At 70.8% G+C, this 12,326-nt stretch carries 11 protein-coding genes; 6 read left to right on the forward strand and 5 right to left on the reverse strand.

The features are described from left to right. Positions 1-14: 14 nt before the first annotated feature. A complete protein-coding gene (locus ACFZBP_RS33055; protein WP_383457690.1) occupies positions 15-1,130 on the reverse strand; it encodes a magnesium and cobalt transport protein CorA in 1,116 nt (371 codons plus the stop codon). Positions 1,131-1,634: 504 nt separating this feature from the next. Between ACFZBP_RS33055 and ACFZBP_RS33060 the strand changes: the two genes are divergently transcribed. After that, complete coding sequence (locus tag ACFZBP_RS33060) at positions 1,635-2,219, forward strand: suppressor of fused domain protein (RefSeq protein WP_383457687.1); 585 nt, start codon at positions 1,635-1,637, stop codon at positions 2,217-2,219. A 30-nt stretch (positions 2,220-2,249) separates the two neighbouring features. Here the strand turns inward: ACFZBP_RS33060 and ACFZBP_RS33065 are convergent, their stop codons facing one another. Then, positions 2,250-3,476: an MFS transporter gene (locus tag ACFZBP_RS33065; RefSeq protein ID WP_391418594.1), complete on the reverse strand. Its 1,227-nt coding sequence runs from the start codon at positions 3,474-3,476 to the stop codon at positions 2,250-2,252. A 161-nt stretch (positions 3,477-3,637) separates the two neighbouring features. Between ACFZBP_RS33065 and ACFZBP_RS33070 the strand changes: the two genes are divergently transcribed. The 3 genes from ACFZBP_RS33070 (at position 3,638) to ACFZBP_RS33080 (ending at position 6,087) form a co-directional block, all read left to right on the forward strand. Beyond that, a complete protein-coding gene (locus ACFZBP_RS33070; RefSeq protein WP_062718156.1) occupies positions 3,638-4,279 on the forward strand; it encodes a DUF6758 family protein in 642 nt (213 codons plus the stop codon). A 184-nt stretch (positions 4,280-4,463) separates the two neighbouring features. Further along, the gene (locus ACFZBP_RS33075) at positions 4,464-5,321 is read left to right on the forward strand and encodes a PHP domain-containing protein (RefSeq protein WP_383457680.1); all 858 of its coding nucleotides are present in this window, start codon (positions 4,464-4,466) and stop codon (positions 5,319-5,321) included. Positions 5,322-5,481: 160 nt separating this feature from the next. Next, positions 5,482-6,087 carry a MarC family protein gene (locus ACFZBP_RS33080; RefSeq protein WP_383457677.1) on the forward strand — a complete coding sequence of 202 codons (606 nt, stop codon included), beginning with the start codon at positions 5,482-5,484 and terminating at the stop codon, positions 6,085-6,087. Positions 6,088-6,166: 79 nt separating this feature from the next. Here the strand turns inward: ACFZBP_RS33080 and ACFZBP_RS33085 are convergent, their stop codons facing one another. Continuing rightward, positions 6,167-6,319: a hypothetical protein gene (locus ACFZBP_RS33085; protein ID WP_093747204.1), complete on the reverse strand. Its 153-nt coding sequence runs from the start codon at positions 6,317-6,319 to the stop codon at positions 6,167-6,169. A 208-nt stretch (positions 6,320-6,527) separates the two neighbouring features. On the opposite strand from ACFZBP_RS33085, the gene ACFZBP_RS33090 reads away from it, so the two are divergent. After that, complete coding sequence (locus ACFZBP_RS33090) at positions 6,528-7,421, forward strand: NYN domain-containing protein (protein WP_391418599.1); 894 nt, start codon at positions 6,528-6,530, stop codon at positions 7,419-7,421. Here the strand turns inward: ACFZBP_RS33090 and ACFZBP_RS33095 are convergent. Continuing rightward, positions 7,418-8,320, reverse strand: coding sequence for an alpha/beta fold hydrolase (locus ACFZBP_RS33095; protein ID WP_391418602.1), 903 nt, complete (start codon positions 8,318-8,320; stop codon positions 7,418-7,420). The two genes, ACFZBP_RS33090 and ACFZBP_RS33095, sit on opposite strands and share 4 nt — an antisense overlap. Positions 8,321-8,422: 102 nt before the next feature. Continuing rightward, positions 8,423-10,984, reverse strand: a complete 2,562-nt coding sequence (locus tag ACFZBP_RS33100) for a DEAD/DEAH box helicase (protein ID WP_391419084.1) — start codon at positions 10,982-10,984, stop codon at positions 8,423-8,425. Between the two features lie 483 nt (positions 10,985-11,467). Between ACFZBP_RS33100 and ACFZBP_RS33105 the strand changes: the two genes are divergently transcribed. Continuing rightward, positions 11,468-12,223: a ferritin-like fold-containing protein gene (locus ACFZBP_RS33105; protein WP_391418604.1), complete on the forward strand. Its 756-nt coding sequence runs from the start codon at positions 11,468-11,470 to the stop codon at positions 12,221-12,223. Positions 12,224-12,326: the final 103 nt, after the last annotated feature.

A 12,326-nucleotide genomic window follows, 5' to 3' on the forward strand; every position in this document is an offset into this window, starting at 1 on the left:
GGGCTCGGGCCCGGTCAGAGCCAGCCGTTCCGCTTCAGCGTGCGGTGGATGCCGAGGCAGATGGCCACCGTGACGCTCATGATCACCGGGTAGCCGTACTTCCAGTGCGTCTCCGGCATGTAGTCGAAGTTCATGCCGTAGACGCCGCACACCATCGTGGGTACGGCGATGATCGCGGCCCACGAGGTGATCTTCCGCATGTCCTCGTTCTGCGCGACGGACGCCTGCGCGAGGTTGGCCTGGAGGATCGAGTTGAGGAGCTCGTCGAAGCCGATGACCTGCTCGTGGACGCGGGCGACGTGGTCGGCGACGTCCCGGAAGTACTTCTGGATGTCCGGGTCGATCAGCCGCATCGGCCGCTCGCTCAGCAGCTGCATGGGCCGCAGCAGCGGCGACACCGCACGCTTGAACTCCAGCACCTCGCGCTTGAGTTGGTAGATCCGGCCCGCGTCCGTGCCGCGCGGCGAGCCCTTGCGGCCCGGCGAGAAGACCTCGGTCTCCACCTCGTCGATGTCGTCCTGCACCGCGTCGGCGACGGCGATGTACCCGTCGACGACATGGTCGGCGATGGCGTGCAGCACGGCCGACGGGCCCTTGGCGAGCAGCTCGGGGTCGTCCTGGAGGCGGTGCCTGAGCGCCCGCAGTGAGCCCTGGCCGCCGTGCCGGACGGTGATGAAGAAGTCCCGGCCGGTGAAGCACATGACCTCGCCGGTCTCGACGACCTCGCTGTTGGCGGTGAGTTCGTCGTGCTCGACGTAGTGGATGGTCTTGAAGACGGTGAACAGGGAGTCGTCGTAGCGCTCCAGCTTCGGGCGCTGGTGCGCCTGCACCGCGTCCTCGACGGCGAGCGGGTGCAGCCCGAACTCACTGGCGATACCGGCGAATTCAGCCTCGGTCGGCTCGTGCAGACCGATCCACACGAAACCCCCGTCCCGGCGCACCTGGCGCATCGCCTGGTGCGGGGTCAGCGGATTGTCGGTCTCCAGCCGGCGGCCGTCGCGGTAGACGGCGCAGTCGACGACGGCGGAGGGGGTCGCGGGGTCGCGAGTGGTGTCGTACGGGCCGCTGTCCTTGCGCAGCGAGATGCGGGAGGGGCGGACCACGGCACGCAGGTCGCGGATCATCGACATGAGCAGGCTCCTTCGCAACGGGCAACGAAGCGTGAAGAACCGCAGCACGGTTGGAACTGCCCGGAATGGGGACGTCCTGACCTCAGGATGTTTGGCACGTCCACAAAGCGGGGAGCACCGCACCGTTGCGGTGGTGGCTTCGTTGCTGATTCAGATCAGACGATCAGGCAAAGCGAAACGAAGTGCTCTTCCGTGGGAGGACGCAAGCGTGAAAGGACGGCGGTCAGCCGGAGCGGAACAGCCGGATCAGCTACATCAGCGGCGGGAAGAGCGAGTGGTACTGCACGGTCGACTTCGATCCATGACAGCCCCACCTCCTCCGGCCGGTCCCTCGTAAGGGACGTTCCATACCCCCTGAGGGGTTCCCCGTAGGGGAGTTTCCATCAGCGTCGGGACTCGATCGCGACGCTTCTGCGTGCTGCCCGAACACCGGGCAAGAGTATCAGCCGACTGAAGTGTCAAGGCGCTGCTTTGCCCGGTACTGACGAGTTCTATGCTCGCGGCATGGCTGATGTTCTTCCTCTGGTCGAGGCCCGGTTGCGCAGTGCGCTGGGCGAACCGGACGCGCGCGCGGCGGTCACCTTCCTCGGTACGGACCGCATCGAGGTGCTCCGCTTCCAGGAGGGCGACCTCGTCCGCTACGCCACGCTCGGCATGTCGGCGCAGCCCATGAGCGACCCCACCGCGATGGTCGCCGACCCGGTCAAGGGCCCGCGCGCCGAGCTGGTCCTCTCGGTCCGTGCCGGGATCGCCGACACCGACAAGGCGCTCCGTCCGCTCGCCGTCCTCGCCGCGTCCCCGCAGGTGGAGGGTGTGATCATCGCCCCCGGCGCCTCCTTGGACGTCGGTGAACCGCTGTGGCCGGGCGCCCCGTTCACGTCGGTCCTGGTCGCCGAGCCGGGCGGCCTGGTCGAGGATCTGGAGCTCGACGCGCCGGCCGACCCCGTGCACTTCCTGCCGCTGCTGCCGATGACGCCGAACGAGGCCGCCTGGAAGCGTGTGCACGGCGCCCAGGCCCTCCAGGAGCGCTGGCTGACGAGCGGGACGGACCTTCGGGACCCCGCCCGTAAGTCCGTCCCGCTGGAGTGAGGAACCTCACCAACCGGTGGCCGGAAACCGTCAGTTGGCGAACACGGCGACACCGTCCTCGGTCGCGTGCCTCGTCTCCAGCTCCGCCGCCTCGTGGGTGAGGGAGTTCCGGCGTACGACGACCACGAGCGCGCCCGCCACGGCCGTGACCGCCGCCACCACGAACGGGACCCGGATGCTGCCGGTCCACTCCTCGATCCGCGGCGCGAAGTAGGGCGCGGCCGCCGCCGCGAACCAGCGCACGAAGTTGTAGCCCGCGCTCGCCACCGGGCGCGGCGCGTCCGACACGCCGAGCGCCAGTTCCGTGTAGACGGTGTTGTTCACGCCGATGAACGCGCCCGAAAGGATCGTGCACACGACGGCGGTGGTGTGATTGCCGTAGCCGAGGACGAGCACGTCCAGGGCGAGCAGCACCAGTGACCCGCTGAGCACCTTCAGCGAGCCGAACCGCCGCTGCATGCGCGGCGCCACGATCACCGAGAACACGGCGAGCAGCACACCCCAGGCGAAGAACACCGCGCCCGAGCGGTACGGGCTCATGTTCAGCACGAACGGCGTGAAGGCCAGCACGGTGAAGAACGTGTAGTTGTAGAAGAACGCCGAGACCGCCGCGGACGCCAGACCTCCGTGGCCGAGCGCCTTGATCGGGTCGAGCAGCGAGGTCCTGCGGGCCGGCTTGGGCTGCTCCTTCAGGAACACGGCGATGCACAGGAAGCCGACCGCCATCAGGAAGGCCGTACCGAAGAACGGGTAGCGCCAGCTGGCGTCGCCGAGCAGCGCGCCCAGCAGCGGCCCGCACGCCATGCCGAGGCCCAGGGCGGACTCGTAGAGCAGGATCGCCGCGGCGCTGCCGCCGGCCGCCGCGCCGACGATGACCGCGAGGGCGGTGGAGACGAAGAGCGCGTTGCCGAGCCCCCAGCCCGCCCGGAAGCCGACCAGTTCGCCGACCGAACCGGACGTGCCCGCGAGCCCGGCGAAGACGACCACGAACGCGAGGCCGAGCAGCAGGGTCCTGCGGCCGCCGATCCGGCTGGAGACGAAGCCCGTGACCAGCATCGCCACGGCGGTGATGAGGAAGTACGAGGTGAAGAGCAGGGAGACCTGACCGGCCGTGGCGTTCAGGCCGCTCGCGATGGACGGCAGGATCGGGTCGACGAGTCCGATGCCCATGAAGGCGACGACGGACGCCCCGGCCGTCGCCCATACGGCCTTCGGTTGCCGCAGGATGCTGCCCGCTCCCGCGTCGAAGGTGTCCATACCGTTTCTCCCATTCGGTTCGAGGTAGCTGGCAGCTACACATAGTATGTTAGCTAGTCTAATTAATGCAAGTTACATCTATATTTGGCCGACGAATCGGTTCCATCCGGACGGGTGATCGTCCTTGACGTGACGCGGAAGGGGTAGGACCGTGGGGGCCTATGAGGGGCGAACCCAGTTGCCCGAAGTGTGGTGGCCGGGTCAGGGCTCCCGGACTCTTCGCCGACACCTGGCAGTGCGACGTGCACGGCACCGTGCATCCGGTGCAGCCCGTGATCCCGCCCAGCGTCGAGGCCCTCGGTGTGGTCGTGCATCGCACTCAGGTGCCGGTCTGGATGCCGTGGCCGCTGCCGATCGGCTGGCTGTTCACGGGTGTCGCCAGCGCCGGCGACGACCGCACCGGAGGTCGTGCGACGGCCGTGGCCTGCTCCGGACCCGGCCCGCTCGGCGGCATGGGCGAGCTGATCCTGGTCGCCGAGGAACTCGGGGTCGGACTCGGCGCGCGCTACGCCGGCATCGACGGCCCGGATCCGGGGTCGTACATGAACGTCGAGAAGCCACCCCAGGCCAAGGTCCTCGCCGCCGGACGTCCTACGCCGCTGTGGCATGTCTCGGGTACGCCCGACGACCGTGCGGTGTTCGCGGGGGAGGCGCTCGGGATGTGGCTGTGGGCGGTCATGTGGCCCGAGCAGTCGGGGCTGCTGATGTACGACGAGCTGGTGCTGACGGATCTGCGGGATGCGGGGGCCGAGGTGGAGCTGGTGCCCTGCGGAGCGTTGTCGCCGCGCTTGCTCGGGCCGTAGCGCCTACGGGGGTGGGGGGTTCGGTTTGGGGGCGGGTGCGGGTTGGTTGTGGCTGGTCGCGCAGTTCCCCGCGCTCCTGAGGCGTCCATGTAAGGGGCGTATGGCGGTGCGAGGGTGACAGGGGTGGTTGAAAAGCTGGTTATCCTTGAGCGTCCCTGTCTGTCCTGGCGTTTGGAGTTCGTGCGTGCGTATCGATCTGCACACCCACTCCACTGCCTCCGACGGGACGGATGCGCCGGCTCAGTTGGTGCGTAATGCTGCCGCTGCCGGGCTGGATGTCGTGGCGTTGACCGATCACGACACGACCCGTGGGTACGCGGAGGCCATCGGCGCGCTGCCGGAGGGGCTCACCCTTGTCACCGGTGCGGAGCTGTCCTGTCGCGTCGGCGGGATCAGCATGCACATGTTGGCCTACCTGTTCGACCCGGAGGAGCCCGCGCTGCTCGCCGAGCGGGAGTTGGTGCGGGACGACCGGGTGCCACGGGCGCGGGGCATGGTCCGGAAGCTGAACGAGCTGGGTGTGGCCGTCACCTGGGAGCAGGTGCTGCGGATCGCCGGTGAGGGATCGGTCGGGCGGCCGCATGTCGCCACCGCCCTGGTCGAGCTCGGTGTCGTACCGACCGTGGGGGACGCCTTCACCGAGGACTGGCTGGCCGACGGCGGCCGGGCCTTCGTGGAGAAGCACGAGACCGACCCGTTCGAGGCGATCCGGCTGGTCAAGGCCGCGGGCGGGGTGACCGTGTTCGCGCATCCCGCCGCGAGCAAGCGGGGCCGTACGGTGCCGGAGGCCGTGATCGCGGAGATGGCCGCGGCCGGGCTCGACGGCATCGAGGTCGACCACATGGACCACGACCCCGACACCCGGGCGCGGCTGCGCGGGCTCGCCAAGGAGCTCGGGCTGCTGACGACCGGGTCCAGCGACTACCACGGCAGCCGCAAGACGTGTCTGCTCGGCGAGTACACGACGGATCCCGAGGTGTACGGCGAGATCACGCGGCGGGCCACCGGAGCGTTTCCCGTCCCGGGGACCGGCGGGGCCTAGCCAGGTCACCTTCACGTCCGTTCCGAGGCACCCGGCGCTGTCGGCTGTGCCCACCCGTTCCGCCCCGCGGAACGACTGCCCACAGCGGTAGCGGCACAGCGGCTGTAGCCCCGTGCTGCCTGACCACCGCGCGATCACTCACTCGCAAGGCCCTCCACCCATGTTCGACCTCGCTGTCTTCGGCTCTCTCTTCCTGACCCTCTTCGTCATCATGGATCCCCCCGGGATCACCCCGATCTTTCTCGCGCTCACCGCCGGGCGGCCGGCCAAGGTGCAGAAGCGGATGGCCTTCCAGGCCGTCTGCGTGGCGGGTGGGGTGATCGCGGTGTTCGGGCTTCTGGGGCACCAGATCCTGAACTACCTGCATGTCTCCGTGCCCGCGCTGATGATCGCGGGCGGGCTGCTGCTCCTGCTGATCGCGCTCGACCTGCTCACCGGCAAGACGGACGAGCCGAAGCAGACCAAGGACGTCAACGTCGCCCTCGTCCCGCTGGGCATGCCGCTGCTGGCCGGGCCGGGCGCGATCGTGTCGGTCATCCTGGCCGTGCAGAAGGCCGGCAGTGTCGCCACGCAGGTGTCGGTGTGGACGGCGATCCTCGCCATCCATGTGGTGCTGTGGCTGGTGATGCGGTACTCGCTGCTGATCATCCGCGTCATCAAGGACGGTGGCGTGGTCCTGGTGACACGGCTCGCGGGCATGATGCTGTCGGCCATCGCGGTGCAGCAGATCATCAATGGTGTCACCCAGGTGATCAACGGCGCCTGACCCCGACGTATGCGCGAAGCCCCCGTACGGCTTGAGTACCGTACGGGGGCTTCGAAGCTTCTGCGGTGATCCGCGTCTGTTATGAGGCCGTGGTCTCGGCCGGTCGGATCCACAGCCGCTGCCCCGTCGCGGCGGCCTGCTGAACGATCCGGTTGACGGAGGCGGCGTCCACGACGGTGCTGTCCACGGGGGTTCCGTCGAACTCGTCGAGTCGCATGATTTCGAAGCGCATGGGCTTCTCCCTTCGTCTGGTCATCCTCCTGCGGAGAACTACTGGGGTTACACACGTATGCAACGGGCTGCGTGTTACAAACATTCCCTACGCTAAAGAAATTTTTCGAACGACTAACTACTGACCGGTAAGCGGTCGCCGAGTGATCATGCGAGGACCGACCGGGACCGGTTGTGTTCGCAGCGTGACCGCCCGGACAATGGAAGCGATGAACGACGACCTCGCGGCGCTCGCCGCCCGCATCGACCACACCAACGAGCTGCTGCAACGCATGCTCGCCGAGGTGGCGAAGACGCCCTCGACCCATGCGATCTTCGTCGACGCGGGCTACCTCTACGCGGCCGCGGGACGGCTGGTCGCCGGGACGGAGGACCGCCGGGCCTTCGACGTGGACGCCGAAGGACTGATCGAGGCGCTCATCGACCGGGCCCGCACCATCTTCGCGGACAGCAGGCTGCTGCGCGTCTACTGGTACGACGGCGCCCGGCGCCGTATCCACACGGCGGAACAGCAGTCGATCGCCGAGCTCCCCGACGTGAAGGTCCGCCTGGGCAACCTCAACGCCAACAACCAGCAGAAGGGCGTCGACTCACTGATCAGGACCGATCTGGAGTCGCTGGCCAGACACCGGGCCATCAGCGACGCCGCCCTGCTCGGCGGCGACGAGGACCTGGTGTCGGCGGTCGAGGCCGCGCAGGGATACGGGGCGCGGGTGCACCTGTGGGGCATCGAGGCACCGGAAGGGCGTAACCAGGCCGAACCGCTGCTCTGGGAGGTCGACAGCCAGCGCACCCTCGACCTCGACTTCTTCAAGCCGTACGTCACCCGGCGCACGGCCGCCGCCTACGAGGGCGCCGGGTCCCGCCCGACGCGGGAGGACGTCCGCTTCGTCGGCGCGCGGATCGCGGCGAAGTGGCTCGCGGCACGGGGCCGCGAGTCGCTCGTGGAACTGCTGCCCGGACACCCGTACCTGCCCGGCTCCGTCGACCAGGACCTGCTGGTCGAGGCGGAAGGGCTGCTCCAGTACTCGCTGCGCGGCCAGTCGGATCTGCGGCGGGCGCTGCGGGACGGGTTCTGGGAGCACCTTCAGGCGCAGTACTAGGCCCCGGTCGCGGGTACGCCCGCGTCGTCCACGGTGTCCCAGAAGTCCGCGACCGCCTGGGCCGTGCGCAGGGGCTGGTCGGCGTTCGGAGAGTGCTCGGCGCCGGGGATGACCGTGCGACGGGCGTTCAGCCGAGCCGCCATGTCGTCCAGGACCGGGACCGGCCAGGTGTCGTCGCTCGCGCCGGACAGGACGTGGAACGGCAGCGGCAGGATCGCGAGTTCGTCGACGCGGTCCGGCTCCGTGCACAACTGGCGCCCTGTGGCGAGGAGCTGCGCGGGCTTCGTGCCGAGCCAGCGGCGGCGCAGCAGATCCTGGCCGCCGATGCCGCGCGCCGGGCCGCCGACCTCCTCGGGCGGCCCCATCGCGAGGATCGCCTCCCATGTCTCGGCCATGTTCATCACCCCGAGCGCGTCCCGCAGCAGCTTCACCCGCTGCTGCTGGGAGTCGGAGATCTGCGCGGGGCCCGACGCCATCAGGGTCAGCGAGCGGAACGGCGTGTGGTCGAGGAGGACGGCGGCGCGGGCGATCTGGCCGCCGAGGGAGTGACCGAAGAGATGGAGCGGGACGCCGAGGTCGCCGAGGGCCGCCGCCTGCGCCAGCACATCCCTGGCCAACTCGCCCTGCGCGTAAGGGGCTTCGTCGCGCTCCGGCCCGTCCGACTCGTGCTGGCCCCGCCCGTCCACGGCGACCGTACGGTAGCCGCGCGCCGCGAGCGGCTCGTGCATCAGCGTGAAGTCCTCCTTGCTGCCGGTGAACCCGGGGAGCAGCAGGGCGACACCTCGGGGCTCGACGCCTGGAGCGACCGGGGAGTCGACCACGGCGAACGTGCCGCGGGAGGTGGGGAGGGGGTGGGCGCGGGCGTTCGGGGGCGGTGTGAAGGCGGGTTCGGTGGTCACGGGGGGAGGGTAGCTGGTACGCCGCCGGACCCCCACCCACCGGCCCGGGAACGCCGACGGCCCGGCCCCGCGCTGGGCGGGACCGGGCCGTCGTACGGGAGATCAGCTCTCCGCGGGCTCCGTGGCCGCCGTGGCCTTGCGGGTACGGCGCACCTTGGGCTTCACCTCGGCCGTGCCGTCGGCGGCCTCCACGGTCGCCGCGGCCTTGCGGGTCCGGCGGCGAGGCGCGGGCGCCTCCGTGACCGTCGGCTCCTGCGTGGCCTGGGCCGGGATGTCGGCGGCCGGCGCGGCGGCGGCCGCCTTGCGCGTACGGCGCGCCTTGGGCTTGGCCTCGGCTGCCTCGGCCGTGTCCACGGCGGCTTCCGCGGTGGCCGCCGTCTTACGGGTTCGGCGCGGCTTGGCCTCGGCGGCCTCCGGCTCCGCGACGGTCGCCGCGGCCTTACGGGTCCGGCGCGGCTTCGCCTCCGTGCCCTCGGCCGCGGCTACGGCGGCTTCGGCGGGCGCCGCCACCTTGCGCGTACGGCGCGTCTTCGGCTTGGCCTCGGTGGCCTCGGCCGTGTCGACGGCGGCCTCGGCGGCGACGGTCGCCTTACGGGTGCGCCGCGCCTTGGGCTTGGCCTCTGTGGCCTCGGTGGCCTCCGGCTCCTGGGCCGTCTGGGCCGGGATGTCGGCGGCGGCCGGGGCGGCGGCTTCGGCGGGCGCCGCGGTCTTGCGGGTGCGGCGCGTCCTGGGCTTGGCCTCGGTGGCCTCGGCCGTGTCGACGGCGGCCTCGGCGGCAGCCGTCGCCTTACGGGTCCGGCGCGGCTTGGTCTCCGCGGCCTCCGGGGTCTCCGGGGCGCCCTCGGAGGTGCCCTCGGCCGTGTCCACGGCGGACTCCGCCGGGGCCGTCGCCTTGCGGGTGCGGCGGCGCGGCTTGGTGGCGGGCGCGGGAGCCTCTTCGGCCTCCGCGACCGGGGAAGCCGTAGCGGCCTCGGACGGCTGGACGGCCTCCGCGACCTTCGCGGGCTTGGCGGCCTCGGGCTCCGTCGCGGTCTCCGTCACCGTCGACGCCTCGGCCGAAGTCGCCTTCGGCTCCGCCGACTTGCGGGTGCGGCGGCGGCGCGGCTTCGCCGAAGCCTCGTCAGCGACCTCCAGGGACGGGCCCTCCGCCGTGGCGACGGCCGTCTGCGCGGCCTCCGCGGGCTCGGGCGCCGTGGACGTCACGGCGGCGGTCGGCTCGGCGGCCCCGCCGCGGGTGCGGCGGCGACGGCGCGGGGTGCGTGGCGCGGTCACGGCCTCCGCCGACGTGGCCTCGGCGGTCTCGTCCGCCGCGGCGGGACCGGCGGCCGGCGCCGACGTCCCGTCCAGCGCGGCCCCGCCGCGGGTACGGCGGCGACGACGGGGCGTGCGGGCCGGGCGCTCGCGGTCCGACGAGGACGAGCGGGACTCGTCCCGGCCGCCCCGGCCGCCGCGACCGCGACCGCCACGACCACCGGTCTCGCCGAGGTCCTCCACCTCCTCCGCCGCCAGCCCGGCACGCGTGCGCTCCGAGCGGGGCAGGACACCCTTGGTGCCGGCGGGGATCTTCAGTTCCTCGAAGAGGTGCGGGGACGTGGAGTACGTCTCCGGCGGGTCGTTGAAGTTCAGCTCCAGCGCCTTGTTGATCAGCTGCCAGCGCGGGATGTCGTCCCAGTCGACCAGCGTGATCGCCGTACCCGTGTTGCCCGCGCGGCCCGTACGGCCGATGCGGTGCAGGTACGTCTTCTCCTCTTCCGGCGACTGGTAGTTGATGACGTGCGTCACGCCCTCGACGTCGATGCCGCGCGCGGCGACGTCGGTGCAGACGAGGACGTCCACCTTGCCGTTGCGGAAGGCGCGCAGCGCCTGCTCGCGGGCGCCCTGGCCGAGGTCGCCGTGGACCGCGCCGGAGGCGAAGCCGCGCTGCTGGAGCTGGTCGGCGAGGTCCGCCGCCGTGCGCTTCGTACGGCAGAAGACCATGGCCAGTCCCCGGCCCTCGGCCTGCAGTATGCGCGCCACCATCTCCGGCTTGTCCATGTTGTGCGCGCGGTAGACGTGCTGCGCGATGTTCGCGACCGTCACGCCCTCGTCGTCCGGCGCGGTGGCGCGGATGTGGGTGGGCTGCGACATGTAGCGGCGCGCGAGGCCGATGACCGCGCCCGGCATGGTCGCCGAGAACAGCATGGTCTGGCGGCGGGCCGGCAGCATGTTGATGATCTTCTCGACGTCGGGCAGGAAGCCCAGGTCGAGCATCTCGTCGGCCTCGTCGAGGACGAGCGCCTTGATGTGCTTGAGGTCGAGCTTCTTCTGGCCCGCGAGGTCCAGCAGCCGGCCCGGGGTGCCGACGATCACGTCGACGCCCTTCTTGAGGGCTTCGACCTGCGGCTCGTAGGCCCGGCCGCCGTAGATGGCGAGGACGCGTACGTTGCGCACCTTGCCCGCGGTCAGCAGGTCGTTGGTGACCTGCTGGCACAGCTCGCGCGTGGGGACGACGACGAGCGCCTGCGGGGCGTCGGTGAGGGCCTCGGGCTTGGCGCGCCCGGCCTCCACGTCGGCGGGGACGGTGACGCGCTCCAGGAGCGGGAGACCGAAGCCCAGCGTCTTGCCGGTGCCGGTCTTGGCCTGGCCGATGACGTCCGTGCCGGAGAGGGCGACGGGGAGGGTCATCTCCTGGATGGGGAAGGGGTTCACGATGCCGACGGCCTCAAGGGCCTCGGCGGTCTCGGGAAGGATTCCGAGCTCTCGGAAAGTCGTAGTCAGGGTGCTGCCTCTTCTGTGTGCGCGGTGCGAGGCGAGCGCGGGGGTCTTGACGGACCGTGCCGGGGACGTCGGCTGCCTTACGGGCTGGCCGTAGGGCACGGGACCACTGCCGACGCTCTAGCGCTCGTACCGCTGAGGGTGTCCCCCTCCGGGCTTCGTACGCAGAGTGCCGTACGGCCGGGGAGGGCTGTCGGGTCGGAGCCGATCGGGCCACCGACCGGGCATCCTCATAACGTGCGGCCCGTCGAGGTACGTCTGAGTACTCAGCGGGCGCATTACCACCATACCCCGGAAACGCGCACATGCGATGGCCGAATTGGTCACGTAGTCGGCGTCACAGTGATTGACCAGGGACTTCCGTGACACGGTGAGCGGGCTATTGTGCGCTTCATGACGACGCCTGACAACACCTCCGACGTCCCTGACCCCTCCGACGCCCCCGCCGACCACACCGGGGTCGCCGCCCAGGACTGGGCGCGAGCATCCGCCGATCCGCAGTACCGGGCCGCTGTCGTGGATCTGCTCGGCGCGCTGGCCTACGGGGAGCTGGCGGCGTTCGAGCGGCTGGCGGAGGACGCCAAGCTGGCGCCGACGCTCGCGGACAAGGCGGAGCTGGCGAAGATGGCGTCCGCCGAGTTCCACCACTACGAGAAGCTGCGGGACCGGCTCACCGAGATCGGGGCGGAGCCGACGCAGGCCATGGAACCTTTCGTCGCGGCGCTCGACGGGTTCCATCGGCAGACGGCACCCTCGGACTGGCTGGAGGGGCTGGTCAAGGCGTACGTCGGTGACTCGATCGCCAGTGACTTCTACCGGGAGGTCGCGGCTCGGCTCGACTCGGACACGCGGGGGCTGGTGCTGGCCGTGCTGGACGACACCGGACACGCGTCGTTCGCGGTGGAGAAGGTGCGGGCGGCGATCGACGCGGACCCTCGGGTGGGGGGACGGCTCGCGTTGTGGGCGCGGCGGTTGATGGGGGAGGCGTTGTCGCAGTCGCAGCGGGTCGTCGCCGACCGGGACGCGTTGTCGACGATGTTGGTGGGTGGGGTCGCGGACGGGTTCGATCTCGCGGAGGTCGGGAAGATGTTCTCGCGGATCACTGAGGCGCATACGAAGCGGATGGCCGCGCTGGGCCTCGCTGCCTAGGGCGCGGCCCCGCTCTGGGGGCTGCCGCCCTCAGGCCCCCGCTCTCGGCCCTTCGCGCCTCGTCCTCAGAGCCGGACGGGCTGGGAATGCCCGGACCGGTGTT

Origin of the sequence: Streptomyces sp. NPDC008086, assembly GCF_042957325.1 — a bacterium.
Classification (GTDB): Bacteria; Actinomycetota; Actinomycetes; order Streptomycetales; family Streptomycetaceae; genus Streptomyces.